This window comes from Immundisolibacter sp., from assembly GCF_050250495.1.
Taxonomy (GTDB): Bacteria; Pseudomonadota; Gammaproteobacteria; order Immundisolibacterales; family Immundisolibacteraceae; genus Immundisolibacter.
On sequence record NZ_JBFWOM010000005.1, the window covers coordinates 19,762 to 44,402 of the forward strand.

Annotated in this window: 22 protein-coding genes; 11 read left to right on the plus strand and 11 right to left on the minus strand. The window is 69.9% G+C overall.

Annotated elements, in window-relative coordinates; all coding sequences use genetic code 11:
• Positions 1-33 precede the first annotated feature (33 nt).
• The 3 genes from AB7F93_RS05285 to AB7F93_RS05295 all read left to right on the plus strand — a co-directional run bounded on the left by AB7F93_RS05285 (position 34) and on the right by AB7F93_RS05295 (position 2,110).
• The gene (locus tag AB7F93_RS05285; protein WP_428301842.1) at positions 34-408 is read left to right on the plus strand and encodes a YciI family protein; all 375 of its coding nucleotides are present in this window, start codon (positions 34-36) and stop codon (positions 406-408) included.
• 2 nt (positions 409-410) lie between these two features.
• A complete protein-coding gene (locus AB7F93_RS05290) occupies positions 411-1,046 on the plus strand; it encodes a glutathione S-transferase family protein (protein ID WP_428301843.1) in 636 nt (211 codons plus the stop codon).
• An 80-nt stretch (positions 1,047-1,126) separates the two neighbouring features.
• Positions 1,127-2,110 carry a L,D-transpeptidase family protein gene (locus tag AB7F93_RS05295; RefSeq protein ID WP_428301844.1) on the plus strand — a complete coding sequence of 328 codons (984 nt, stop codon included), beginning with the start codon at positions 1,127-1,129 and terminating at the stop codon, positions 2,108-2,110.
• 84 nt (positions 2,111-2,194) lie between these two features.
• Here AB7F93_RS05295 and AB7F93_RS05300 read toward each other — a convergent pair whose 3' ends face one another.
• Positions 2,195-2,473 (minus strand): Lpp/OprI family alanine-zipper lipoprotein, encoded by a 279-nt coding sequence (locus AB7F93_RS05300; protein ID WP_428301845.1) that lies wholly within the window; start codon positions 2,471-2,473, stop codon positions 2,195-2,197.
• A gap of 311 nt (positions 2,474-2,784) precedes the next feature.
• On the opposite strand from AB7F93_RS05300, the gene ppsA reads away from it, so the two are divergent.
• Positions 2,785-5,157 (plus strand): phosphoenolpyruvate synthase, encoded by a 2,373-nt coding sequence (gene ppsA / locus AB7F93_RS05305; RefSeq protein ID WP_428301846.1) that lies wholly within the window; start codon positions 2,785-2,787, stop codon positions 5,155-5,157.
• 47 nt (positions 5,158-5,204) lie between these two features.
• Here the strand turns inward: ppsA and thrC are convergent, their stop codons facing one another.
• From thrC to alaC, 3 genes are read right to left on the minus strand one after another with little or no spacing between them, the layout of a single operon-like run.
• Positions 5,205-6,275, minus strand: coding sequence for a threonine synthase (thrC, locus tag AB7F93_RS05310; protein WP_428301847.1), 1,071 nt, complete (start codon positions 6,273-6,275; stop codon positions 5,205-5,207).
• A 1-nt stretch (position 6,276) separates the two neighbouring features.
• Positions 6,277-7,587 carry a homoserine dehydrogenase gene (locus AB7F93_RS05315; RefSeq protein ID WP_428301848.1) on the minus strand — a complete coding sequence of 437 codons (1,311 nt, stop codon included), beginning with the start codon at positions 7,585-7,587 and terminating at the stop codon, positions 6,277-6,279.
• Complete coding sequence (gene alaC, locus AB7F93_RS05320; protein WP_428301849.1) at positions 7,584-8,789, minus strand: alanine transaminase; 1,206 nt, start codon at positions 8,787-8,789, stop codon at positions 7,584-7,586. Before alaC ends, AB7F93_RS05315 begins: the two co-directional genes overlap by 4 nt.
• 117 nt (positions 8,790-8,906) lie before the next feature.
• Here alaC and AB7F93_RS05325 point away from each other — a divergent pair, with 117 nt between their 5' ends.
• Positions 8,907-9,296 carry an Mth938-like domain-containing protein gene (locus AB7F93_RS05325; RefSeq protein ID WP_428301850.1) on the plus strand — a complete coding sequence of 130 codons (390 nt, stop codon included), beginning with the start codon at positions 8,907-8,909 and terminating at the stop codon, positions 9,294-9,296.
• A 200-nt stretch (positions 9,297-9,496) separates the two neighbouring features.
• On the plus strand, positions 9,497-11,245 hold the full coding sequence (locus tag AB7F93_RS05330; RefSeq protein ID WP_428301851.1) for a SulP family inorganic anion transporter: 1,749 nt from the start codon (positions 9,497-9,499) through the stop codon (positions 11,243-11,245).
• A 15-nt stretch (positions 11,246-11,260) separates the two neighbouring features.
• Here AB7F93_RS05330 and AB7F93_RS05335 read toward each other — a convergent pair whose 3' ends face one another.
• Together AB7F93_RS05335 and AB7F93_RS05340 are read right to left on the minus strand one after the other, a co-directional pair.
• Positions 11,261-12,142, minus strand: coding sequence for an MBL fold metallo-hydrolase (locus AB7F93_RS05335; protein WP_428301852.1), 882 nt, complete (start codon positions 12,140-12,142; stop codon positions 11,261-11,263).
• The gene (locus tag AB7F93_RS05340) at positions 12,139-12,969 is read right to left on the minus strand and encodes an NUDIX hydrolase (RefSeq protein WP_428301853.1); all 831 of its coding nucleotides are present in this window, start codon (positions 12,967-12,969) and stop codon (positions 12,139-12,141) included. Before AB7F93_RS05340 ends, AB7F93_RS05335 begins: the two co-directional genes overlap by 4 nt.
• Before the next feature lie 80 nt (positions 12,970-13,049).
• Between AB7F93_RS05340 and AB7F93_RS05345 the strand changes: the two genes are divergently transcribed.
• The 4 genes from AB7F93_RS05345 (at position 13,050) to AB7F93_RS05360 (ending at position 18,301) form a co-directional block, all read left to right on the plus strand.
• The gene (locus tag AB7F93_RS05345; protein ID WP_428301854.1) at positions 13,050-15,869 is read left to right on the plus strand and encodes a DUF748 domain-containing protein; all 2,820 of its coding nucleotides are present in this window, start codon (positions 13,050-13,052) and stop codon (positions 15,867-15,869) included.
• A gap of 81 nt (positions 15,870-15,950) precedes the next feature.
• Entirely contained in the window at positions 15,951-16,922 is a 972-nt protein-coding gene (locus AB7F93_RS05350) for an NAD-dependent epimerase/dehydratase family protein (protein ID WP_428301855.1), read from the plus strand.
• Between the two features lie 249 nt (positions 16,923-17,171).
• Entirely contained in the window at positions 17,172-17,531 is a 360-nt protein-coding gene (gene folB, locus AB7F93_RS05355) for a dihydroneopterin aldolase (protein WP_428301856.1), read from the plus strand.
• A complete protein-coding gene (locus AB7F93_RS05360; protein WP_428301857.1) occupies positions 17,528-18,301 on the plus strand; it encodes an SDR family oxidoreductase in 774 nt (257 codons plus the stop codon). The genes folB and AB7F93_RS05360 overlap by 4 nt, the downstream gene beginning before the upstream one ends.
• Positions 18,302-18,356: 55 nt before the next feature.
• Here AB7F93_RS05360 and AB7F93_RS05365 read toward each other — a convergent pair whose 3' ends face one another.
• The 5 genes from AB7F93_RS05365 to thiE form a co-directional block, all read right to left on the minus strand.
• Positions 18,357-19,076, minus strand: coding sequence for an SIMPL domain-containing protein (locus AB7F93_RS05365; RefSeq protein ID WP_428301858.1), 720 nt, complete (start codon positions 19,074-19,076; stop codon positions 18,357-18,359).
• Between the two features lie 316 nt (positions 19,077-19,392).
• Positions 19,393-20,442 (minus strand): ABC transporter substrate-binding protein, encoded by a 1,050-nt coding sequence (locus AB7F93_RS05370; RefSeq protein ID WP_428301859.1) that lies wholly within the window; start codon positions 20,440-20,442, stop codon positions 19,393-19,395.
• A 40-nt stretch (positions 20,443-20,482) separates the two neighbouring features.
• Entirely contained in the window at positions 20,483-21,412 is a 930-nt protein-coding gene (locus tag AB7F93_RS05375; protein ID WP_428301860.1) for an ABC transporter substrate-binding protein, read from the minus strand.
• Positions 21,413-21,544: 132 nt separating this feature from the next.
• Positions 21,545-22,822: a glutamate-1-semialdehyde 2,1-aminomutase gene (gene hemL, locus AB7F93_RS05380; protein WP_428301861.1), complete on the minus strand. Its 1,278-nt coding sequence runs from the start codon at positions 22,820-22,822 to the stop codon at positions 21,545-21,547.
• A gap of 12 nt (positions 22,823-22,834) precedes the next feature.
• Positions 22,835-23,482 (minus strand): thiamine phosphate synthase, encoded by a 648-nt coding sequence (gene thiE, locus AB7F93_RS05385; protein WP_428301862.1) that lies wholly within the window; start codon positions 23,480-23,482, stop codon positions 22,835-22,837.
• A 122-nt stretch (positions 23,483-23,604) separates the two neighbouring features.
• Here thiE and cysK point away from each other — a divergent pair, with 122 nt between their 5' ends.
• On the plus strand, positions 23,605-24,537 hold the full coding sequence (cysK, locus tag AB7F93_RS05390) for a cysteine synthase A (protein ID WP_428301863.1): 933 nt from the start codon (positions 23,605-23,607) through the stop codon (positions 24,535-24,537).
• The last annotated feature ends 104 nt before the right edge of the window (positions 24,538-24,641 follow it).

The window sequence follows — 24,641 nt, forward strand, 5'->3', positions numbered from 1 at the left end:
TTTCGCCGCCCCCCCGGCCGAGGAGGAGCAGCGATGCAATACGTGGTCATTTCCCGCTTCGACGTCGACGCGGTGGCGCGATTGCGCAGCGAACTGCCGCCGGGCGCCTTCGCCTACATCGACGACGCCATCCACCACCAGCGCCTGCCCAGTCAGGCCGACATCGAGGCCCAGGGCGTGCCGCCGGGTCTTGCCGGCGTGCTGGCGGCGCATCTGAAGCACCTGACCGCGCTGCGTGGCAGCGGCAAGCTGATCAGCGGCGGGCCGTGCAGCGGCTTCGAGAACGCCATCAACATCTTCGAGGCGGGGTCACCCGAAGAAGCCTGCCAGTTGCACGACGCCGACCCACTCGCCCAACACGGCTACTTCGCGGTCGAGACCGTCTACGCCTGGCAGCGGGTGTTCTGAGCGTGCTGCGCCTGTATCACATCCTGCCGCGTGCCGATCACCCGGGCTCGCACAACGCGCTCAAGGTCGCCGTGCTGCTGCGCGAACTCGGGCTCGACTTCGAGTTGATCGACGTCGATCCGGTGACCGCGCTGCGCCCGGCCGACGCGCCGCTGCGCACCCTCAACCCGAACGGCCTCACACCTATCCTCGACGACGACGGTTTCATCCTGTGGGAGTCGGCCGCCATCCTGCAGTACCTGTGCGACAGCCGCGGCCCGACGCCGCTGCTGCCCATCGAGGCGAAGCCGCGGGCACGCGTGCTGCAATGGCTCACGTGGGAGGCGAGCACCGTCATCCCGGCGCTGATGGCGCTGTACATGGCGCGCGTTAGTGGCGGCGACGATGCGGCCGCCGTGCAGCGGGTGGACTTCGTGCTGGGCGTGCTGGAGCGGCAACTCAACTCCCGCGACTGGGTGGCCGACAACTACTCCATCGCCGACATCGCCCTCGGTGCCGGGGTGCCGGCGCTGCTGTCGATCGGTGTCGACTTCGCCGCTTACCCGGCAGTGCGGCGCTGGTTGTCCGCCTTGGGCGCCCGACCGGCCTGGCAGGACGCGATTTTCCTCGCCGACCTGCGCGCCGGTGGACTCGCCTGATCCGCGGCGGCAAGGCGCCGCGATCGGTGCCTTTGTTAGACTTGACGGTTATTTAGCCGCCCGATCGAGAGTGCTTACGCGTGAGATCGCCCCACACCTGGCTGCGTTCCCTGATGCTGCTGTTTGGCGCCGTGGCGCTGGATTCGGCCGCTGACAGCGCACCTTTGCCGCCCGCGGACATTGACCTCGTCGGTCAGGTGCAGGTGGTGACGGCGCGCTACGAGGACACGCTGCTCGACATCGCCCGCCGCGGCGGGCTCGGTTACACCGAAATCAAGATGGCCAACCGCGGCGTCGATCCGTGGATGCCGGGTGAAGGTGTGCAGGTGGTGCTGCCGACACAGCACGTGCTGCCACTCGCCCCGCGCGAGGGCATTGTCATCAACCTGCCGGAGATGCGCCTGTATCACTACCCGCCGGCCAGCGGCGGCGTGCCACGGGTGGTGACGTATCCGATCAGCATCGGCCGTTACGACTGGCGATCGCCCATCGGGGTGACGCGCATTACCCAGAAGGTACCGAACCCCTCCTGGACGCCGCCGGAATCGATCCGCATCGAACACGCCGCCAAGGGCGACATCCTGCCGCCGGTGGTGCCGGCGGGGCCGGACAACCCGCTCGGGCAGTTCGCGCTGCGCCTGGGAACACCCGGCTATCTCATACACGGCACGAACCGGCCTTACGGCATCGGCATGCGCGTCACGCACGGCTGCCTGCGCCTGTATCCGGAGAACATCGCCACGCTGTTCGAGCAGGTCACGCCCGGGGTCAAGGTCAACTTCGTCAGCCAGCCCTACAAGATCGGCCAGGCGTTCGGCGTGACGTACCTGGAGGCCCACCATCCGCTCAAGGAAGAGACGGGCCGCAAGGAGGGCGCCGTCGGCGAGATCGCGCGGCTGCTGGCCAATCGCGGCGTGACCACGGCGCAGGTGGATTGGGCCACGGTGCGCCAGGAGATCGCCAAGCCCACCGGCATGCCAGTGCCGATCAGCCGGCAGGATGACGAGACGCTGTTGCTCGACGCGAGCGGCGAAGCCGAGGCCATGCGCACCGCCCGGCAATAAGCCGAGCCGGCTTTCTCGGCCCAAGACGAAAAAAGGCGGGGCCGGCTTACGCCGACCCCGCCTTTTTCGATACCGGAAGCGTGCTTACTTCAGCATCGACTTCTGGAACATGCGGTCGATCTTCTCGTTGGTGTCGACGCAGCACTGCTGGGCAGCCTTGGCAGCGGCCAGCGCTTCGTTCGCGGTGGCGCTGGCGGCGTCAGCCTTGGAGGAGGCGGCGCTGGCGGCGGCCTGGGCGCTGTCGGCAGCCGACTGGGCCTTGGCAACCTGCTCGTTCACATAACCCTTGGTGGCGCAGCCGCTGGCCAGCGTCGCGAACAGGGCAACGGCGGCGAGCTTGCCAATGATCAGTTTGTTCTGCATATCAATCCCCTAATAACGCTGAGGTAACAAAACCCAATTACGCGGCATAACACCGCATCCGGACAGGACGCCGGGTAATTATAAGGACACAGTCCAAAAAAGCAAAAAACGGGATTGATGCCGATCAACTCAACAGGCCCGTGCAGGCCGATGTTTGCCGCGGTCCGTCCATGGTCGGGTGGAAGGCCGGGCGCGTCTGGCAAAATAGGCGTTGCCCGAGCGGTGCTGAGCTTATGCAGAGCCTGGCGGTGCGCGCGTGCCGCGTGCCGCTGTCGGTGCAGCCGATATCCCGTGTTTTCCTGGAGCGCCGAATGGCCGAATATCTGCGTTGGTTCGAAACCCTCGGCATGCATGATGTCGACCTCGTCGGCGGCAAGAACGCCTCGCTCGGCGAAATGATCAGCCACCTGCTGCCGCTAGGCGTGCAGGTCCCGGGCGGCTTCGCGACTACCGCACAGGCTTATCGGGATTTCCTCGGCAAGGACGACCTTGCCGGGCGCATCAAGGCCGAACTCGACGCGCTCGACGTGGACGACGTGGCGGCGCTGGCGCGCACCGGCGAGAAAATTCGCGGCCTGATTCTGGAGCAGCCGTTCCCGGATGGCCTCGAACAGGGCATTGTTTCGGCTTACGGCAAGCTGTGCGGCGCGCACGGCGACCTGTCGGTGGCGGTGCGCTCTTCGGCCACGGCCGAGGACTTGCCGGACGCCTCGTTTGCCGGCCAGCAGGAAACCTTCCTCAACATCCGCGGCGCGGAACACGTGCTGCACGCGGTGCGTCACGTGTTCGCCTCGCTGTTCAACGACCGGGCCATTTCCTACCGCGTGCACCAGGGCTTCGCCCACGAGCACGTGGCGCTGTCGGCCGGCATCCAGCGCATGGTGCGCAGCGACGTGGGCGCCAGCGGCGTGATGTTCACGCTCGACACCGAGTCGGGGTTCCGCGACGCGGTGTTCGTGACGGCCTCGTACGGTCTTGGCGAGACGGTGGTGCAGGGCACGGTGAACCCGGACGAGTTCTACGTGCACAAGCCAACGCTGCGCGCCGGCCGGCCGGCGGTGATTTCGCGCCACCGCGGCAGCAAGCTGATCAAGATGGTCTACACCGACGCCGTGTCGGCCGGCCGCTCGACCACCACCGTCGACGTGCCGGAAACGGACCGGCGGCGGTTTTGCCTCACCGACGCCGAGGTCGAGTCGCTGGCCCGCCAGGCGCTGATCATCGAGGATCACTACGGCCGCCCGATGGACATCGAGTGGGGGCGCGACGGCGAGGACGGCCAGCTCTACATCCTGCAGGCGCGGCCGGAGACGGTGAAGGCGCGCGGCGACTCGCAGGTGCTGCGCCGCTATCAACTGAAGGAAAAGTCAAACGTGCTGGTGACGGGCCGCAGCGTTGGCCAGGGCATCGGCGTCGGCAAGGTGCGCGTGGTGGACAGCCCCGCGCGCATGGGCGAGCTGCAACCGGGCGAGGTGCTGGTGGCCGACATGACCGACCCCGACTGGGAGCCGGTGATGAAGCGCGCATCGGCCATCGTCACCAACCGCGGCGGGCGCACCTGCCACGCCGCCATCATCGCGCGCGAGCTGGGCATCCCGGCCGTGGTCGGCTGTGGCGATGCCACCGATCGCCTCGTTACGGGCCAGGCGGTGACGGTGTCCTGCGCCGAGGGCGACACCGGCTTCATCTACGAGGGCGCGCTCAGGAGCGAGGTCAGCGAGATTCGCCTGGACGGCATGCCGACGCCGCCGACCAAGATCATGATGAACATCGGCAACCCGGACCGGGCGTTCGATTTCTCCAGCCTGCCGAACGCCGGTGTGGGCTTGGCGCGGCTCGAATTCCTGATCAACCGCGGCATCGGCGTGCACCCGAAGGCGCTGATCAACTACGCGACGCTCGGCGCGGACCTGCGCGGCACCATCGACGAGATCATCGCCGGCTACCCGGACCCGCAGACCTTCTTCGTCGAGAAGCTGGTCGAGGGCATCGCCACGCTCGGCGCGGCCTTCTGGCCGAAGAAAGTCATCGTCCGCATGTCGGACTTCAAGAGCAACGAGTACGCGAACCTGCTCGGCGGCGACCTGTACGAGCCGCACGAGGAAAACCCAATGCTGGGCTTCCGCGGCGCGTCGCGCTACATCGCCGACAGCTTCCGCGACTGCTTCGCGCTGGAATGCCGGGCGCTGAAGAAGGTCCGCGACGAGATGGGCCTGACCAACGTCGAGATCATGATCCCGTTCGTGCGCACGCTGAGCGAGGCCCGGCAGGTGACCGAACTGCTGGCCGAACAGGGCCTGAAGCGCGGCGACAACGGCCTGCGCCTGATCATGATGTGCGAGCTGCCCTCGAACGCCGTGCTGGCGGACCAGTTCCTCGAACACTTCGACGGCTTCTCGATCGGCTCGAACGACCTCACGCAGCTCACGCTGGGTCTGGACCGCGACTCGGGCCTGGTGGCCGGCGAGTTCGACGAGCGTGACGGTGCCGTGAAGGCACTGATGAAGCTCGCCATCGACGCCTGCCGGCGCGCCGGCAAGTACGTCGGCATCTGCGGTCAGGGGCCGTCAGACCATCCGGATCTCGCGCAGTGGTTGGTCGAGCAGGGCATCGAGAGCGTGTCGCTGAACCCCGACACGGTGGTGTCGACCTGGCTCGCGCTGTCGGGCGACAAGGCGCACTGACGCAGGCTGAACCCGAGGCATCCGGCTGCGGATGCCTCGGCGCGCGATCAGCCCCGCTCCAGCCGCCGCAGGATGGCCGCTTCGAGCGTGGCGCGGTCGGCCTTGACGGGTTTGAGGTCCGGCGCGCTGCGTAGCGCAATGTCGGGGTCCTTCAGACCATTCCCGGTCAGCGTGCAGACCAGCGTCTTGCCGGGCGGGATTCGGCCGGACTGAAGATCGTGCAGCGCGCCGCCGATGGACGCGGCGGATGCAGGCTCGCAGAACACGCCTTCTTCCATCGCCAGCAGCTTTTGCGCGGCGAGGATTTCGTCATCCGTCAGCGCCGCGAACCAGCCGCCGGATTCCTGCTGCGCGGCGAGCGCCTTGTCCCACGACTGCGGGTTGCCGATGCGGATGGCGGTCGCGATGGTCTCCGGCTGCTCGATGGGGTGGCCGGCCACGAACGGCGCCGCGCCGGCCGCCTGGTAGCCCGCCATCACCGGCAGGTGGCAGCGCCCGGCGGTGTGGTACTGCGCGTAGCCCAGCCAGTAGGCACTGATGTTGCCGGCGTTGCCGACCGGCAGGCAGTGGTAATCCGGCGCGCGGCCGAGCGTGTCGACAATCTCGAACGCGGCCGTCTTTTGCCCTTGCAGGCGGTGCGGGTTGACGGAATTGACCAGCGTCACCGGCGCCGTCTGCGACAGCTCCTTCACCAGCTGCATGCCATCGTCGAAATTGCCGGCGATCTGCAGCACCTCGGCGCCGTGCACGATGGCCTGCGCCAGCTTGCCGAGCGCGATCTTGCCCTCCGGAATCAGCACGAAGGACACGATGCCGGCGCGCGCCGCGTAGGCCGCCGCCGACGCCGACGTGTTGCCGGTGGAGGCGCAGATGATGGCGCGGCTGCCTTCGGCGACGGCCACCGACACGGCCGCCGTCATGCCGCGGTCCTTGAAGGAACCGGTCGGGTTCAGGCCCTCGAACTTCACGTAGATATCGGCGTCCACGCCCAGCTTGCGCGGGATGTTGCGCAGGCGGATCAGCGGCGTCGCGCCTTCCAGCAGCGTCACCGGCGCGATTCCGGCCGGGAGATCCAGCCAGTCGCGGTAGCGGGCGATCAGGCCCTCGTAGGCGTGCATGTCAGTGCTCCAGGTGGTCGAGGCGCAGGCTCACCACGCGGCCGTCGATGCTGGGCAGCGCCTCGATGCGGGCGATGGCGTCGCGCAGCGCGCGCTCGCGCACGCGGTGCGTCAGCAGGATCACCGCCACGTGGCTGGCGCCGGGGGCCGGTTCCTTCTGCAGGATGGCCTCGATGCTGATCTGCTGGTCGGCCAGGATGCGCGTCACGTCGGCCAACACGCCCGGCCGGTCGAGCGCGGTCAGGCGCAGGTAGAACGCCGTCTCGACCGCGTCGATCGGCTGCACCGGCAGCGCCTGCAGGCGGTCGTGGTGGAAGGCGAGGTACGGCACGCGGTGCTCGGCGTCGATGGTGAGCGCGCGGGCGATGTCGACCAGATCCGCCACCACCGCGGACGCCGTCGGCCCGGCGCCGGCACCGGCGCCGTAGTACAGGCTCTGGCCCAGCGCGTCGCTGTCCACCAGCACCGAGTTGATCACGCCGTCCACCTGCGCCAGCAAATGCCGCTGCGGCAGCAGCGTCGGGTGCACGCGCAATTGCACGCCATCGGCACCGCGCCGGGCGATGCCGAGCAGCTTTAATCGATAACCGAGCTGGCCGGCGTAATCCACGTCCACGGCCGACAGATCCCGGATGCCCTCGATGTGAACCTCGTCGAAACACAGCGGCATGCCGAACGCGATCGCCGCCAGGATGGACAGCTTGTGCGCGGCGTCCACGCCGTCGATGTCGAAGCTCGGGTCGGCCTCGGCGTAGCCCAGGCGCTGCGCGTCGGCGAGCGCGGTGGCGAAGTCGAGCCCGGCGTCGCGCATCTGCGTCAGGATGTAGTTCGAGGTGCCGTTGATGATGCCGGCGATGCCGTCGATGCGGTTGCCGGCCAGGCCCTCGCGCAGGGTCTTGATGACCGGGATGCCGCCCGCCACGGCGGCCTCGAAGCCGACCGCGACGCCGGCGCGCCGCGCGGCCTCGAAAATCTCGTTGCCGTGATGGGCGATCAGCGCCTTGTTGGCGGTGACCACGTGCTTGCCGGCGGCAATCGCCGCCAGGATCAGCTCGCGCGCCGGCTCGATGCCGCCGATGAGTTCCGCCACGATGTCGACGTCAGGCTGGCGCACCACGTCGAACGGATCGGTGTGCAGCGCGATGTCGGCCGGCAGGCCCTGCGCACGCTCCGGATTGCGCACCGAGGCGTGCGTGACGCGCAGCGGGCGCCCGGCGCGGCGGGCGATTTCGTCGGCGTTGCGCGTCAGCAGCTCCAGCGTGCCGCCGCCGACGGTGCCCAGACCCAGCAGGCCGATGCGGACGGCGTTCATGCGCCACCCTGCGCGGTCTGCGCCTCGCTGCCGCGCAGCAGGCGGCGGATGGAGCGCACCGCCTGGCGCGTGCGGTGTTCGTTTTCGATCAGCCCAAAGCGCACGTACTCGTCCCCGTATTCGCCAAAGCCGATGCCGGGCGACACCGCCACCTGCGCCTCGGTGAGCAGCAGCTTGCTGAATTCGAGCGAACCCAGCGCCCGGAAGCGCTCCGGGATGCGCGCCCACACGAACATGGTCGCCTTGGGTTTTTCCACCGCCCAGCCGGCGGCGTTGAGGCCCTCGCACAGCACGTCGCGTCGGCTCTGGTACATGGCGGCGATTTCGCGCACGCAGTCCTGCGGGCCTTCGAGCGCCGCAATCGCGGCGACCTGGATGGGCGTGAACGTGCCGTAGTCAAGGTACGACTTGATGCGCGCCAGCGCCCCGACCAGCGTCGGGTTGCCGCACATGAAGCCGACCCGCCAGCCCGGCATGTTGTAGGTCTTCGACAGCGTGTACGCCTCGACCGCGATGTCCTTGGCGCCCGGCACCTGCAGGATGGACGGCGCCTGGTAGCCGTCGAAGGCGATCTCGGCGTAGGCCAGATCGTGAATGACCCAGATCTCGTGCTCGCGGGCGATACGCACCACACGCTCGAAGAAATCGAGGTCCACGCAGGCCGTGGTCGGGTTGCTCGGGAAGTTCAGCACCAGAAACTTCGGCCGTGGCCAGCAGTTGCGGATGGCGTTTTCGAGTTCATCGAAGAAATCGAGCCCCGGCAGCATCGGCACGTGGCGGATGTCGGCGCCGGCGATGACGAAGCCATACGGGTGAATCGGGTAGGTCGGGTTCGGCACCAGCACGGCGTCGCCCGGGCCGACCGTGGCGAGCGCCAGATGCGCCAGACCTTCCTTCGAGCCGATGGTGACGATGGCCTCGCTGTCCGGGTTCAGGTCCACGTCGTAGCGGCGCTTGTACCAGGCGCAGATGGCCCGGCGCAGGCGCGGGATGCCCTTGGAGACCGAATAACGGTGCGTGTCGCCGCGGCGCGCGGCCTCGATCAGCTTGTCGACGATGTGCTGCGGCGTCGGCTGGTCCGGGTTGCCCATGCCGAAATCGACCACGTCCTCACCGCGCTGACGGGCCTGCGCCTTCAGCTCGTTGACGATGTTGAACACATACGGCGGCAGGCGCTCGATGCGCGGAAAACTGTCCTTCATGGCGGGTCCGGGCCGGGCGGCGGGGGAGGGTGACGCGGCGCCGGGTGCGCACGCAGGGCCGGTGTGGATCGATAATCCCGGCGGTCGAAAGCGTCATCGGAAGGGCCGAAATTCTAAATGAAAATCCAGATCGAACGAGGCGCCAGCTACCGCGTGCATGCTTACGAGGCCGCCAGCGTGACGGTGGCGCGCGGCGAGCAGACGCAGGCCTTCGACGCCCCGCTGGTGCTGCAACCAGACGCCGCGCCGCTGCCCTGGGCGGTGACCGAAGCCACGCCGGCAATGGCCGATTTCGAGGCGCTGCTGGCGCACAAGCCGGAGCTTGTGATCTACGGCAGCGGCGCCAGGCTGCGCTTTCCGGGCGGGCCGGTGATGCAGATGTTCCACCGCCACGGCGTGGGCTTCGAGGCCATGGACACCTTCGCCGCCTGCCGCACCTACAACGTGCTGAGTCACGAGGGCCGGCGCGTGCTGGCGGCGCTGCTGATCGGGCCGCTGGGCGCATGATGGCTGTGGGAGCGGCGCCCTCGCCGCGAATGCTTGGCAAGAGGCATTCGGCCCGAGGGCGGGCCTCCCACAACAAAGCACTGCTCGGTGGCGATGGCGAAGTGTGTGGGAGCGGCGCCCCCGCCGCGAATCTTCGGCAAGAGGCATTCGGCCCGAGGGCGGGCCTCCCAAAACTCGGAACGTGAGGCGGTGGTAAACGGATGATCGCGCTGCTCGAAGCCCGCCGGGCCGGCCTGCTCACGCGCCGGCACTGGCTGCCGAATCTCGTCTCCGGCCTCATCGTCGGCATCGTCGCGCTGCCGCTGGCGATGGCATTCGCCATCGCGTCCGGCGCCAAGCCCGAGCAGGGGCTCTATACCGCCATCATCGCGGGCTTTCTGGTGTCGACGTTCGGCGGCAGCCGCTTGCAGATCGCCGGGCCCACCGGCGCCTTCATCGTGATTCTGGCCGGCATCAACGCGAAGTACGGCATGGCCGGCCTGCAGGCGGCCACACTCATGGCGGGCGTGATCCTGCTGGGGCTCGGCCTTGCGCGCATGGGCACCATCATCCGCTTCATTCCGGACCCGGTGATCGTCGGCTTCACGGCCGGCATCGGCGTCATCATCTGGGTCGGTCAGTGGCGCGATTTCTTCGGCCTGCCGGCGGTCGGCGGCGAGCACTTCCACGAAAAGCTGTGGGCACTGCTGCAGGCGCTGCCGCACCTGCACGGGGTCACGACGGCGCTTGCCGCGCTGTCGCTGGCGCTGGTCATCGTGATGCCGCGCCTGCCGGGCATGAAGCGCGTGCCGGGCCCGCTGGTGGCGCTGGTGGTGGCGACGGTGCTGCAGGCGGCGTTTCACTTCGACGGCGTGCGCACCATCGGCAGTGCGTTCGGGGGCATTCCGCAGGCCCTGCCGACGCTGCAACTGCCGCAACTCGCCGTGAGTGACCTGCTGACGCTGATCGGCCCCGCCTTCACCATTGCCATGTTGGGCGCCATCGAGTCGCTGCTGTCGGCGGTGGTGGCGGACGGCATGGCCGGCACGCGCCACGACTCCAATCAGGAGCTGGTCGGCCAGGGCATCGCCAACATCGTGGCGCCGCTGTTCGGCGGCATCGCCGCCACCGGCGCCATCGCCCGCACCGCCACCAACATTCGCAACGGCGGCACCAGCCCGCTGGCCGGCATGGTGCATGCGGCAACGCTGGTGCTGATCGTGCTGTGTCTCGCGCCGCTCGCGGTGAACGTGCCGCTGGCGGCGCTGGCGGCAATCCTGTTCGTGGTGGCCTGGAACATGAGCGAGGCCAAGCACTTCGTGCGCATGGCCCGGCGCGCGCCGCGCGCGGATGTGGTGATCCTGCTGGTGACGTTTGGGCTCACCGTGTTCGCGGATCTGGTGGTGGCGGTGAACATCGGCGTCATCCTCGCGACGCTGCACTTCCTGCGGCGCATGGCGACCAGCGTCGAGGTGCGCCAGGCCACCGAGCAGGAGCTCGGCCAGGAGTTCGCGCACCTGGGCTTCGTCAGCCTGCCGCCGGGCGTGCTGGTGTACACGGTGGAGGGGCCGTTCTTCTTCGGCGCGGTCGAGAATTTCGAGCGCGCGCTGGCCGGCACGCACACCGATCCCAGCGTGCTGATCATCCGCCTGCGCTGGGTGCCGTTCATGGACATCACGGGCCTGCAGACGCTGGACGAGGTGATCCGCGACCTGCACCAGCGCCGGGTGCGCGTGATGCTGGTCGGCGCCAACGCGCGCGTGCAGGCCAAGCTCGAACGCGCAGGCGTCGTCGACCTGATCGGCGCCGAGAACAGCTTTGCCCGCCTGGACGACGCGCTCGCGGTGTGCCGGGAGCTGGCCGAGCACGACCCCAGAATGGCCCACGAGCGCCGGGCGCTGCTCAACGAGACGGTGGAGGCGGTGGAGGCGGTGGAGGTGACGGCGCCGCAGGACGACCGGCGCGCCTGACGCCGCCGGGCGGTTTCAGACCACGCGCCGCCACATGCCGGCGCGATCGCTGCCCGCGACGCGGCCCTCCGCCGCGAGCTTGATGAGGTGGGCGTAGACGGACAGCTCGGCGAGGCCGTGCAGGGCCTTGGGCACGCTGGCGTAAAGCTCCGCGACGAGGTCCGGAATGCGCCGCCCGGCGTGGCCTTCCAGCGCCTTAAGGATGGCCGCCTCGCGCGCGAGACGATGCTCGACCACCTGCGTCAGCGTCGCCTGCGCGCCCGGCATCAGCCGGCCGTGGCCGGGCGCGATGCGCTCGATGGGCTCCTGTTGCAGGCGCCGCAGCGAGGCGAGATACGCCGCCATGTCGCCGTCGGGCGGGGCGATGACGACGGTGGTGCCGTCCATCAGGTGGTCGCCCGCAAACAGCAGGCGCTCGTTTTCCAGCAGGTAGCAGATGTGATCCGCCGCGTGCCCCGGCGTGCGCAGCGCGCGCATAGGGCCGGCGTCGCTCATCAGCACCTCGCCGTCGGCGAGCACGCGGTCCGGCGCGTAGCCCGGCGTGTTGACGCCGACCAGCGGAATTTCGCTGCCGTAAATCGGCACGCCGAGTTCATCCGCCAGCCGGCGCGCGCCCGGCGCGTGGTCCGGGTGGGCGTGCGTGACCAGCACGGCGGTGATGGCGCCGGCGCCGGCGGCCTTGATGGCGCCCAAGTGCGCCGGCGAGTCGTCGGCCGGATCGATCACCAGCACCTGCCGCTGGCCGATAAGGTAGGTATTGGTGCCGGGGCCGGTCATCATCCCCGGATTGGGCGCCGTGATGCGCCGCACGCCGGGCCACACGTCCACCGCGCGCCCGAACGGAAACTCGGCGCGCACCTCGAGCGTGTCGAACGGATTGCCGGCCGGCGCGCTCACAGCACCATCCCGCGCAGGTCGATTTCTTCCGGCCCCTCCGGCAGCGGCAGGCGCACGCGCTCGGGCTTGCCGTCGGCGCCGAGGATCATCTGCGGCTGGATGGCCGGGATGTCGCGCATCGCCGCCACGTGCGCGAGCAGGCTGTCGCTGTCCGCGAAGCGACCCAGGAATTCGAGCTGCTTGCGCGTGGCCGGCACTAGGTTGAAGCCGCCCGCGGCGTGACGCTTCAGTGCATCCGCCGGACGCACCCAGCAGTGGTCGACCGTCTCCTGCCCGTCGTGCAGCGGCTCCTGCCCGGCCGGCGCCCGGCACAGGAAAAACCGCGTGTCGTAACGGCGCGGCATGCCCTCCGGCGTGATCCAGTGGCTGTAGTAGTGCACGTCCTGCAGCGGCAGGCGCAGGCCCTCGCGCGCGCAGATGTCGGCGAGCGTGGTCGTACCCGCGTTCAGCGCCGCCCGGTGGGCGGAGAAGCGCGCCTGCGCGTCCGGCTCGTGCAGGCTCAGCACGCGGCCAGCGGCATCCGCGGCCAGCAGCACGCCCGCTTCCTCGAAACACTCGCGGATGGCCGCGAGATAGAACGCGAGCCCGCCATCGGCGATGCCCAGCCGCGCGCTGGCCTGCGCCGCGTCGAGCCCGCTGCACACGGCCTGCGCCGCCGCGCCGCCGTCGCTGCGGTCCACGCCGCCGCCCGGAAACACGTAGGCGCCGGCGTTGAAGTCGCTCTTGACCGTGCGCAGCAGCATGAACACCTCGAAACCCGGCGCGTCGCCCGGGGCATCCTCGGTGTCGCGCACCAGCACCACCGTGGCGGCATCGCGCAGACTCATGGCGGTTTTCTCCGTGACTTGACCGAACGGTCATTATCGCCCCGCTCGCCTGCCGCGGCCCGGGCACATAAGATCGCCCCATGCGTGACGTGCAGATACTCGCGGCGCTGCGGCGCCGGCTGACCTGGCCGCGGTTGCTGGTGCCTGCGGTGCTGGCCGCGCTCGTCGCGGGCGCGCTGGCGGTGCCCGAGCAGGCCCGGCGCCACCTGGAAAAAACACTCGCCGACGCCACCGGCGGCACGGCGCAGGTGGCGGCGCTGCATCTTTCGCCGTGGCGCCTGGCCGCGCGGGTCGATGGTGTTTACCTGACGGACCCGTCCGGCGCCCTGCTGCTGGCGGCCGACGCCATCGGCGCCGATTTGGCCATCGACTCGCTGTGGACACGCAGCGTGCACATGGAGTCCGTCGTGGTGCGCGGCGCCCGCGGCCGCCTGGCGCTGCTCGAAACCGGCGTGATCCGCCCGCAGCTGCCGCCGGGCGACGACGCCAAGGAGGACGCCCCACTACCCCGGTTGCGCGTGGACCGCGTGGATGTCGCCGGCAGCGCGCTCGCGGTGCGCGACGACAGCGCCCGCCCGGCCGCAACCCTCGCGCTGACCGACGTGGCGCTCACGCTGAGCGACCTCGACACCGCGGCGACCGAACCCAGCCCGGTGCACCTGCGCGGGCGCCTGGGCGGCGGCACGCTGCGCCTGGACGGCGCGCTCACGCCGGCGCCGTTCGCGCTGCGTGGCACGCTGGCGCTGGCGCACGTGCAGGCCGACCCGGCGCTGGCCTACGTGCAGCGCACGCTGCCGGTGGACGCGGCGGGCGGGCAGATCGACGCCGCGGCCCGGCTATCGCTGGGGGCCGGCGGCGCGCTGCGCATCGAAGGCGGTCAGGCGACGCTGCGCGGCACGACGCTCAGCGATGCCGACGCCGCGCCGCTGGCGCGCATCGGCGAAGTCGGCGTGGACGATGTCAGCCTCGATCTGGCCGCACGGCGTGTCGCCGTCGGCGCCATCCACGGGCGGGACAACTGGCTCGCCGTGACGCGTGCCGCGGACGGCAATACCAATCTCCAGGCGCTCGCCGCGCCACCCGGCCAGGCGCCCGCCGGCCCCGCGTGGCAGGTGACGCTCGGCGCGCTCACGCTCACCGGCCAGCGCGTGAGCGTGCGCGACGACACCGTCAGCCCCGCGCTGGCGCAGGACGTAACGCTTGACGAGGTGCACATCGGCGCGCTCGGGTCCGCGGCGGCGGTGCCGGTGCGCCTGCTCGCACATGTGGGCGACAAGGGCACGCTCGCGCTCGACGGCACGGCCACGCTGCCGGCCGGCCCCGCAGACATCAGGCTGTCCGCCAAGGCGCTGCCGCTGGTGCCGTTTGCCGCGTATCTGCCAGACCTCGGCCCACTCGCGCTGCGCAGCGGCACGGCGGCCGCCGAGGGGCAACTCACGGTCGGCCCGGACGGCGCGCAGTTCAAGGGCGGGGCCAAGCTGTCGCGCGTCGAGCTGTGGGATACCGGGCGTGACGAGTCGCTGCTGTCGCTGCGCACGTTCCGGGTCGACAACCTCGTGGCCGACAACGACGGCGTCACGGCGAGCAAGATCTGGATCAACCGCCCGACGCTGCGCGCCATCGTCACCGAGACCCGGGAAACCAACCTCGCCCGATTCGGGCCCCGCCGGGTGGCGCCGGTCGGCGCCGCGCCGCCGATCACCTACGGCGACCCCACGGCCGCACCGCTGCGGTTTCGGGTGGACACGGTGCGCGTCAGCCGCGGCGTGCTCAATGTCGAGGACCACAGCCTCACGCCGCATTTCGCGCTCAGCGTGCAGCAGCTCAAGGGTGACGTCACCGGCCTCGCGAGCGACGCCACCGCGCCCGCGCACATCGCCCTCACCGGCCGGGTCGATCAGTACGCGCCGGCCGCCGTGCAGGGCAGCTTCACCGTTGCGGTGCCCCGCGAGGCGGCCTTCAAGCTGTCGTTCGCCGGGGTCGAGATGGCCACCTTCGCGCCGTACGTGCAGAAATTCGCCGGCTACCGCATCGAGCGCGGCACCCTCGACGTGGACCTCGACTACACCATCAAGGGCACGCGCGTGCGCGGCAAGAACGCCATCGTGCTCGACCGCCTGGTGCTCGGCGAGCGCGTCGACAGCCCGGACGCCGTCGACCTGCCGCTCACGCTGGCGCTGGCCGTGCTCAAGGACTCGCGCGGAGTGATCGACGTGGCGCTGCCGCTGCGCGGCGATCTGTCCAACCCGCAGTTCGACTACGGCGCGCTGATCGGCATGGCCATCCGGTCGCTGCTGGTCAAGGCGGTCAACGCGCCGTTCAGCCTGCTGGCGAAGCTGGTCGGCAGCAAGGCGGCGGACCTGCGCACGGTGAGCTTCGGGCCCGGCAGCACGCAGCTCGCCCCGACGCAGGTCCAGAGCCTCGGCAAGGTGGCGCAGGCGCTCGTCGCCCGCCCGCAGCTCGCGCTCGAAATCCGCCCGCAGGTCGACAGCGACGACAGCCGCGTGCTGGCCGAGCAGGCGCTCGCTGCGGCGCTCGGCCAGACGGCCGGCGACGAGAGTGACACCGACGAGGACACGGACTGGACCGACGCCCTGTGGAGCCTCTACGAGCAGCGCTTCGGCAGCGAGCCGCCGCCGGTGCCGCCCCCGGCCGGCACCACGCCAAGCAGGCAGGAGCAGCGCGCCGCCGCCGCGCGGGCCGGCCGTGAGCGTCTGCTGGCTGCCCTGGCACCCGATGCGGCGGCGTTGCGCGCGCTGGGGCAGACGCGCGGCGAAGCCATCCGCGCTGCGCTGGTGGACAATGGCGTGCCGGTCGGGCGGCTTGCCATCGTGCTGCCGCCGGAAGGCGCCGAACTGCCGCAGTCCGCCAGCAGCGAACTGGCACTCGGCGGGTCGTGAGACGCGGCAGGACTTGAGTGTGGGAGGCCCGCCCCCGGGCCGCATGTGCGCAGAAACAATCACAGTCGAGAGGAGAACGCTATGACGATTCTGGTAACCGGCGGCTGCGGCCTGGTGGGCTCGTTTGCGGTGCGCGAGGCAGTCGCCCGCGGCGTGCCGGTGGCGGCCTTCGACCTCGCACTCAAGACCGAACTGCTGGCCGACGTGCGTGACAAGGTGACGCTGGTGCAGGGCAACGTGCTGCACGCGCCTGACCTGTACCGCGCCGTGCGCGAGCTCGACGTGACGCGCATCCTGCACACGGCGAGCTTCCTCACACCGGGCGCCTACGCGCGGCCCTACGCCAACGCGGAGCTCACCATCATGGGCACGCTGAATGTGCTCGAATGCGCGCGGTCGATGGGCCTGAAGCGTGTGAGCTACGTGTCCACCGGCAAGACCGGCTGGACCGGCGCGGCGTTCTCGAAGACGCTCGACACCGGCAAGTTCGACATCCCGGCCGACCCCTACGCCAGCGCCAAGGTGGGCGCCGAGCTGCTGGCCAACGACTACCGCCAGCTGTACGGCATGGATGTGCGCATCCTGCGCCTGGGCGGCCAGGTGTACGGGCCGGGCTTCGCCTTTGCGGGCGCCATCGGCCAGGGCCTGCAGCCGTTCATCGAAAAGCCGCTCAAGGGCGAGCCAGTGCGCTACGACCAGCCGATCCTCGCCCACTCCGCGCCCATCATCCCCATGCTGTACGGCGGCGACGCCGGCCGCGGTTGCATGGCCGCCACGCTGGCCGCCGAGCTGCCGCACGTGGTGTACGACATCAACGCGCCGATCGCCGTCACGCTGTACCAGCTCGTGCAGGAACTCAAGCGCCTGATCCCCGGCGCCGACATCGAGGTGCCGCAGGCGCCGACCGAGGCCGGGCCGTTCAAGGCCGGGCCGATCCCGCACGACCCGCGCGCCGAGGCCGACTTCGGCTACCGGCCGGAGTACGACCTCGACCGGGGGCTGCGCGAGTACATCGCGTTCCTCAAATCCGGCCGCTACGCGGCAGTGGCCTGACGAGATCGGCGCCCTCACCCCCTTTTGTGGGAGCGGCGCCCTCGCCGCGAATCCCGCCCGATGGACCCTCCGGCCCGAGGGCGGGCCTCCCATAGCAAGACCTGAGAACCCCGTGGGAGTAGCGGCACCCTCGCCAAACTTTGTGGGAGCGGCGCCCCCCGCCGCGAATCCGCCAGTCCACGAGGCACTCGCATCCAGCGCCGCGCCACGGCATCCTGCACCGCCCTTGACCCAACGCGAGACCGCTCCATGGCCACCGGCACCATCCGCATCGACGAGCTGACCGTTCACTGCGTGATCGGCATCATCGAATCCGAGCGCCTGCGCGACCAGCGCATCTTCATCGACGCGGAACTCGACACCGACTTCGACGCCGCCGCCGCCAGTGACCACATCGACGACACCATCAACTACGCGGTGGCGGCGGAGCACCTCACGCGCCTTGCCGTGGACGGTCGCTTTTATCTCGTCGAAGCCTACGTGAGCCGCGCCACGCAGATGCTGCTGGAGCGCTACCCGCAACTCACGCGCGTGCGCGTCACCGTGCGCAAGCCGGACATCCTGCCGCAGGCGCGCAGCGTCGGCGTGAGCCTGGAACGGCATCGATGACGGCAGCGCCGATCGCCGATCTCACCGGCCGCGTGGCGCTGGTCACCGGCGCCGCCAAACGCACCGGCCGGGGACTCGCACTCGCGCTCGCCCGTGCCGGCGCGGACGTGGTGGTCCACTACGGCAACTCAAAGCAGGATGTCGAAACAGCCGTGGCCGAAATCGCCGCGCTCGGCCGGCGGGGCTTCGCGATTCAGGCCGATCTTGGCTGTCCCGGCGACGCCGAGCGGCTGATCCAAACCACCCTCGAACAAGCCCGCCGGCTGGACATACTGGTCAACAACGTCGGCAACTACCCGCTCGGCGACCCGCTCGGCCTGTCGGCGGACGCCTTTCGCGACACGCTCGAAACCAACCTCACCGCGCCCTACGCGCTGATCCGCGCCGCCCGCCCGGCGCTCGCGGCGAGCGGCATCGGGCACGTCATCAACCTCGGCTACGCCGGCGTCGAGCACCTGGTCGCCAACACGCGCGCCATGGCGTACCAGATCTCGAAAGCGGGTCTGCTGGTGCTGACGCGCAGCCTGGCGCAGGCGCTGGGGCCGGACGGCATCCGCGTCAACATGGTCTCGCCCGGCCACATCGACAACTCGGTCGACCTGCCGGCGGACATCCAAACCCACGTGCCGCTCGGCCGCCCGGCGCGCATCGACGACATCGCGGGCGCGCTGCTGTTTTTGCTGTCGCCGGCCGGCGGCTACATCACCGGCGCCAACATCGAGGTGGCGGGCGGGTATCGGCTGAGCCTTTCGGACGAGATCGGTCCGTGACGCCGCGCAGCGCGCGTCACTGATCGGACCGGCTCCTTCGTCGCCGCGTTCGGCCTCAGTCCGACAGGTAGTACTCCACCGTCGACACGACCCGCACTTTCTTGACGTGGGGGTTGTTCTTGTCGCGCGGTTCGATCGTGAACTGCCCCTGGGTCGCGCTCTTGATCTTGCCGAGCGTGCTCTTGGAGTCGGCAGCGAATTTTTGTGCGACCTCGCGCGCGTTGCGCGTGGCTTCTTCGACCATGCCCGGCTTGGCGTCGTTGAGACCGGTGAACAGGTATTCCGTCTCGGACTGGTACTCGCCGCCGGTGAGCGCGATGCCCTGTTTGCCGAGGTCGGACAGCGCGCCGATGATGGCCCGCACCCGGTCCACGTGCTGCGAGTACACGGTCACCGTCTGTCGGGCGGCGTAGCGAAACTCGGCCCGGCTGGCGTTGCCGTACTCCTGCGCCGACTTGTCGGTCAGCGTCGGCGGCGAGGCGGTGATCTCGTCGGGCTGAACCCCGCGCTCGGCCAGAAATTCCCGCACCTTGGCGGTGTTGCCCTCCAGCGTGACGTACAGGGATTGCAGGTCGTTGCTGGCGGCGCTGAACTGGATCGGCCAGATCACCACGTCGGCCGGGAATTCGCGTTCCGACAGGCCCTTCACGGTGACCGTGCGCTCGAACTGCTTCACCGCCACGGCGGCATTGGCGAGCAGGTAGCCAAGGCTCGCCAGCCCCAGGAATACGAAGACGCCGAGCAGGGCGGCGCCGGCCTTGTCGCTATGCAGCATGAAGCGCTCCGATATCAGGTGCGGCGGGTCTGGCGACGGTAGCAGGTTGCGGGGTCATCCTTGCCAGCAACGCCCGGGGCTGGTCACCTCGCGGCAACCCTGCTCTGCGCCGACCCGGCCAACAGCCACCATGGCTGCATTCGGAGCCGCTTTTTCACACGCGCTCCCGCGGGCCTGAAACAAGCGCATATGGCTGCGAATTGTCGAACCCGCGTTGGCCTAGCCTGGCGGCCTTTGCCCATTTCGCTCACTGCGAAGCGGACCCACGCAAGGATGACTGCGTCAGCGGGGCTTCAGCGCGTGACGCCCTGCCCGCTCAGGCCGCCCAGGGCAGGCGCTCGCGCGCGTAGGCCTGTTGCAGAAAACTCGCGTCCTGCCAGGCGCCGAGGTCCACCGGCGCCGGCAGGTATCCGTACCTGACCATGAAATCCTGCTGGGTTTGCAGCAGGTGCAGGTTGCGCGCGGTGAGGTTCGGCCACAGCTGCTGGTGGTAGTCGGGTACGTAGGAGTGCTCGATGTCGTCGACGCTCACGCCCAACTCCGTGGCGAGCAGTGCCGCGGTTTCCGGCCGGTGCTCGGACGCCCAGCGCGCGGAGCGGATCAGCACCTGCAGGTAACGCACCACGGCGTGCGGGTTCTCGCGCGCCAGGTTGCCGCTGACGGTGACGATGCGCGGGTTGGCGTTGACGCGCAGTTCGAGGTCGTCCGTGTCGTGCAGCAGGTCACTGAGCAGGCGCAGGCGGTCCGGGCAGGTGCGTTCGAGCCAGCGGCACTCGCAGCCCTTGCACCAGATGGCGTCCACCTCGCCGCGGGCGAGCGCGTCGAGTTCGGCCTGCATCATGGAGACCTTGGCCCGCTCACCGGGGCGGGTGAAGTTGGGGTTGATGTGGGCGTGCATGTCGTCGCGGACCTCGATCTCGACCAGCTCGACGTCGTCGAGCGTCATGCCGTGCGCGCGCAGGCCGCAGTCCCACGCCTTGTGGCCGTTGATCTTAATGAAATCGATCATCAGGTACGGCCGCACGCCGATGGCGACGCGCTTGCCCTTGAGGTCGTGCATGGAGCGCAGGCCGGAATCCGGGCGCGCGTAGAAGCAGATCGAGTCCGAGACGAAGGTGAGGCCGACCATCACCGTGTCGGCGCCGCGGGCGCGCGCCCACAGCGGCGGGATGGCGCCGCCTTCACGACACGAGTTGCCGAGCGTGTGATCGAAATGGCTGTCGGCCTGCTCGCGGCCGAGCTCCCGGATGTTGCGCACCTCGAAATCGTCGCCGCCCTTGAACTCGGCGCCGAACAGCTGGCGCTGGAAGGCGAGGCCGGATGCCGTCGGCACGGGGCAGCGCGTGTACCAGATGGTGTTGGGCATGGCTCGCTCCTCGTTGAAGGTTTCGTGTCGCGCAATCGAATCAACCGACGCCGCAGGCGCGCGCGAAGCGCGGCTCGAACCAGTCATCGGCCAGTGTTTCCGGCAACGTCGGCAGTTCCGGCACGGAATTGAACAGGCGAATTTCGTTGCGGATCAGCTCGACCTCGGCGCGCTGCACGAACACCGGCGCCATGGCGCGGTACACGCGCGCGGCGATGTCGGCATCGAGGCGCCAGTGCGCGGCGATCCAGTCGATGACGCGCTGCGGCTCGGCGGCAATGCAGCGCGAGGTTTGCACGTGCGCCCGCACCAGGCGCTCGCACAGCTCCGGGCGGCTGTCGACCATCGCCGCGGTGGTCACGAGGCCGTGCGTCGAGCCGGAGTAGTGGCCGTAGGCGTCGATCATGGACCGGTAGCCGAGCGCGAGGTACAGCTCCTTGCGCACCTCGTCGGCCAGCACGAGGTCCGCGCTCGCCGCGAACACCTGCCAGGCCCAAAGCGAGTCGGCCAGATGCAGGCCCTGCGCGCCCGGCCGTGCCGGGTCCAGAAACTCGACGTCGCGGTCGGGGTCGAGGCCGTTGTCGCGCAGCCAGCCGCGCACCAGGTAGTAGAACAGCGCCATGCCGGGCCGGATGCCGATGCGCTTGCCCTTCAGATCCACCGGCCGCTCGATGCCCGGCCGGGCGAGAAACCAGTGCGGCGGATCGAGGCGCGACACCAGCAGATGACGCAGCGGCAGGCCACGCTGCGCCGCCGGCGCGAACACCAGCGAGCCCGCCACGGCGAAGTCGATCTGCCCGTCGGCCAGCAGCGCCACCGGATCGGCAAGCCGGAAACCCGAAAAATCGAAGCCGATCACCGGCTCCACGTCCAGCCGCTCGGCGGCATAAAACCCGAAATCGCGCGCCAGGTACTGGTCCAGCATGTTGATGTTGTGGCTGACCTGGAACACGCGCAGGCGGTCCGTCATGGGGTTTCTCGCTGCATGGCGTTACCGGGCGCGGGTGCTCCCGGCGAGTGGCGCAAGCCTGCGCCCGCCGCACGGCCGGATCAAGGCATCCTGGCTGGGGCTGCGCGCCGGGGCGGACCGGTGCGCGAGGCATCACAGGCCAGCGAAGGCCCCGCGCGCCCGCTCCAGCGTCTGGTCGATGATCCCCTGGTCGTGCGCGGCGCTGACGAAGCCGGCCTCGAAGGCCGACGGCGCCATGGACACGCCAGCTTCCAGCAGCGCGCGGAACAGCCGCCCGAAGCGGGCGACATCCACCTGCTGCGCTTCGGTCAAATCACGCGGCGGCGTATCGCGCAGAAAGAAGCCGAACATGCCGCCCACATGCACGGTGGAAAACGGCACGCCGGCCGCATCGGCGATCCCTTGCAGGCCGGCCATCAGCGTGCCGGCGCTGGCTTCGAGCCGCTCGTAGAAACCCGGCTGCTGCACGAGTGCCAGCGTGGCAAGGCCGGCCGCGGTGGCGAGCGGATTGCCGGACAGCGTGCCGGCCTGATACACCGGGCCCACGGGCGCCATCTGATTCATGAGGTCCGCCCGGCCGCCGTAGGCGCCGACCGGCAGCCCGCCGCCGATGACCTTGCCGAGCGTCGTGAGATCCGCCGTCACGCCGTAGCGCGCCTGCGCGCCGCCGAGCGCGACGCGAAAGCCGGTCATCACCTCGTCGAAGATCAGCAGCGCGCCGTGCGCGTCGCACACCCGCCGCAGACCTTCCAGAAACCCCGGCTGCGGCAGCACACAGCCCATGTTGCCGGCCACGGGCTCGACGATGATGGCGGCGATGTCGCCACCGCGCGCCCGGAACAGCGCCTCGACCGCATCGAGATCGTTGTACGGCGCGGTGAGCGTGAGCGCGGCGAGCGCCGCCGGCACGCCGGGCGAGCTCGGCACGCCGAAGGTGAGCGCACCGGAGCCGGCGTTCACCAGCAGGCTGTCGGCGTGGCCGTGATAGCAGCCGGCGAACTTGACCAGCAGGTCACGGCCCGTTGCGGCGCGCGCGAGACGTATCGCGCTCATGGTCGCCTCGGTGCCGGAGTTGACCAGGCGTACGCGCTCCAGGCCCGGCACCAGCCGGCACAGCGTGTCGGCCAGCTCCACCTCGGCGGCGGTCGGTGCGCCGAAGGACAGCCCGCGCGCCGCTGCCTGCTGCACGGCGTGGACCACCGCCGGCGCGGCGTGGCCGAGAATCACCGCGCCCCAGGAGCACACGTAGTCGATGTAGTCGCGGCCGTCCGCGTCGCGCACGCGGGCGCCGCTCGCCTCGGCGATGAACGGCGGCTGACCGCCGACGGCGCCGAACGCGCGCACCGGGGAATTGACGCCGCCCGGGATCAGGCCGAGCGCACGGTCGAACAGGGCTTTGGATTGGCTCATGGGTTCCTTGCGTCAGGTCGTGTGCCACAGCGCGGCGAGAGCGCGGGCGGCGGCTTCGGTGTCGATGTGCGGCCCGAACAGGCCGTGGCCGACCACGATGGCATCCGCACCGGCCGCCACCAGCGGCGCCGCGTTGTCGGCGCGGATGCCGCCGATGCAGACGATCGGGCAGTCGAGCGTCGAGCGCGCCGCGCGCAGCAGGTCGAGGCTCGCGTAAATCTCGCCAGGCTTGGTGTGCGAGGCGAAAAACCGCCCGAAGGCGACGTGGTCGGCGCCCGCCGCGAGCGCCGGGGCGGCCAGCTCGATCTGGTTGTAGCAGGTGGCGCCGATCAGCGCGTCCGGCCCCAGGCGCTCGCGCGCCACTGCCGGCGAGGCATCGTCACGGCCGAGGTGCACGCCGTCGGCGCCGACGCGCTCGGCAAGATCAATGTCGTCGTTCACGATGAACACCGCCCGGTGGCGCCAGCAAAGGTCACGCAGCGCCTTCGCCTCATCGTAGCGGCGCGCGCCGTCGTGCGACTTGTCGCGGTACTGAACCATCGCGACGCCGCCGATGAGCGCCGACTCGACCCGCGGCAGTAACTGTTCTGCGGCCAGCAGCGAGGTGTCGGCGAGCGCGTAGACGCCGTGGACACGGGCGGTGCGATCGGGTTCGTTCATGGTCGGGCGCCGCTTGAGGCCAAATCGGAATAAATTCAAAGCCTACGGTTATTTGCCGGCATCGGACACCGGTTCCTAGAATCCGCCCGTCCCGCCCGTCCGGTCAGCCCGAGGAGATTCCCATGGCGCGCATTTTCGACGACATCACGCAGACCATCGGCAACACCCCGCTGGTGCGCATCCGGCGCATGTTCAAGACCGACGCCACGGTGCTGGCCAAGCTCGAGTTCTTCAACCCGCTGTCGTCGGTCAAGGACCGCATCGGGCTTGCCATGATCGATGCGGCCGAGAAGAGCGGGCGTCTGGTGCCGGGCGGCGAGATCATCGAGCCGACCTCCGGCAACACCGGCATCGCGCTGGCGTTTGTGTGCGCGGCGCGCGGCTACCGGCTCACGCTGACCATGCCGGCCTCGATGAGCATCGAGCGGCGCAAGGTGCTGCGCGCGCTCGGCGCCGAGATCGTGCTGACGCCGCCCGAAAAGGGCATGACCGGCGCCATCGAGCGCGCCCGCGAGCTGCTGGCCGAGCGGCCCGGCAGCCTGATGCCGCAGCAGTTCGAGAACCCGGCCAACCCGGAAATCCATCGCCACACCACGGCCGAGGAAATCTGGCGCGACACCGACGGTGAGGTCGACTACCTCATCTCCGGCGTCGGCACCGGCGGCACCATCACCGGCGTGTCGGAAGTCATCAAGTCGCGCCGGCCGTCGTTCAAGGCCATCGCGGTCGAGCCCACCGCCTCGCCGGTGCTGTCCGGCGGCAAACCCGCGCCGCACAAGATTCAGGGCATCGGTGCCGGCTTTGTGCCGGCCATCCTCAACACCGGCATCATCGACGAGATCGTGCAGGTGACCAACGAGGACGCCATGGCCTACGCGCGCCGCGCGGCGGTGGAGGAAGGCCTGTTCGTCGGCATCAGCTCCGGCGCCGCGCTGTGGGCGGCCGAGCAGATCGCCAGGCGCCCGGAGGCGGCCGGCAAGACCATCGTCGCCATCATTCCGTCCGCCGGCGAGCGGTATCTCTCGACGGCGCTGTTCGCAGACATCGACGTCTGAGTTAGCGATTCGGCCCGGGGCGGGCCTCCCACATCCAGCACCGAGCCATCGGGATTGGCTGTGGGAGCGGCGCCCCCGCCGCGAATGCTGCAAGCATCAAAGAT

What these genes read in the sequence shown, in the direction of transcription:
- alaC (WP_428301849.1), bottom strand. Translation starts at nt 8,789, where the DNA reads ATGAAGGACAGTTTTCCGCGCATCGAGCGCCTGCCGCCGTATGTGTTC.
- thiE (WP_428301862.1), bottom strand. Translation starts at nt 23,482, where the DNA reads ATGAACGAACCCGATCGCACCGCCCGTGTCCACGGCGTCTACGCGCTC.
- ppsA (WP_428301846.1), top strand. Translation starts at nt 2,785, where the DNA reads ATGGCCGAATATCTGCGTTGGTTCGAAACCCTCGGCATGCATGATGTC.
- AB7F93_RS05365 (WP_428301858.1), bottom strand. Translation starts at nt 19,076, where the DNA reads ATGCTGCATAGCGACAAGGCCGGCGCCGCCCTGCTCGGCGTCTTCGTA.
- AB7F93_RS05315 (WP_428301848.1), bottom strand. Translation starts at nt 7,587, where the DNA reads ATGAACGCCGTCCGCATCGGCCTGCTGGGTCTGGGCACCGTCGGCGGC.
- AB7F93_RS05285 (WP_428301842.1), top strand. Translation starts at nt 34, where the DNA reads ATGCAATACGTGGTCATTTCCCGCTTCGACGTCGACGCGGTGGCGCGA.
- cysK (WP_428301863.1), top strand. Translation starts at nt 23,605, where the DNA reads ATGGCGCGCATTTTCGACGACATCACGCAGACCATCGGCAACACCCCG.
- AB7F93_RS05360 (WP_428301857.1), top strand. Translation starts at nt 17,528, where the DNA reads ATGACGGCAGCGCCGATCGCCGATCTCACCGGCCGCGTGGCGCTGGTC.
- AB7F93_RS05325 (WP_428301850.1), top strand. Translation starts at nt 8,907, where the DNA reads ATGAAAATCCAGATCGAACGAGGCGCCAGCTACCGCGTGCATGCTTAC.
- hemL (WP_428301861.1), bottom strand. Translation starts at nt 22,822, where the DNA reads ATGAGCCAATCCAAAGCCCTGTTCGACCGTGCGCTCGGCCTGATCCCG.
- AB7F93_RS05340 (WP_428301853.1), bottom strand. Translation starts at nt 12,969, where the DNA reads ATGAGTCTGCGCGATGCCGCCACGGTGGTGCTGGTGCGCGACACCGAG.
- thrC (WP_428301847.1), bottom strand. Translation starts at nt 6,275, where the DNA reads ATGCACGCCTACGAGGGCCTGATCGCCCGCTACCGCGACTGGCTGGAT.
- AB7F93_RS05345 (WP_428301854.1), top strand. Translation starts at nt 13,050, where the DNA reads ATGCGTGACGTGCAGATACTCGCGGCGCTGCGGCGCCGGCTGACCTGG.
- AB7F93_RS05350 (WP_428301855.1), top strand. Translation starts at nt 15,951, where the DNA reads ATGACGATTCTGGTAACCGGCGGCTGCGGCCTGGTGGGCTCGTTTGCG.
- AB7F93_RS05330 (WP_428301851.1), top strand. Translation starts at nt 9,497, where the DNA reads ATGATCGCGCTGCTCGAAGCCCGCCGGGCCGGCCTGCTCACGCGCCGG.
- AB7F93_RS05300 (WP_428301845.1), bottom strand. Translation starts at nt 2,473, where the DNA reads ATGCAGAACAAACTGATCATTGGCAAGCTCGCCGCCGTTGCCCTGTTC.
- AB7F93_RS05370 (WP_428301859.1), bottom strand. Translation starts at nt 20,442, where the DNA reads ATGCCCAACACCATCTGGTACACGCGCTGCCCCGTGCCGACGGCATCC.
- folB (WP_428301856.1), top strand. Translation starts at nt 17,172, where the DNA reads ATGGCCACCGGCACCATCCGCATCGACGAGCTGACCGTTCACTGCGTG.
- AB7F93_RS05375 (WP_428301860.1), bottom strand. Translation starts at nt 21,412, where the DNA reads ATGACGGACCGCCTGCGCGTGTTCCAGGTCAGCCACAACATCAACATG.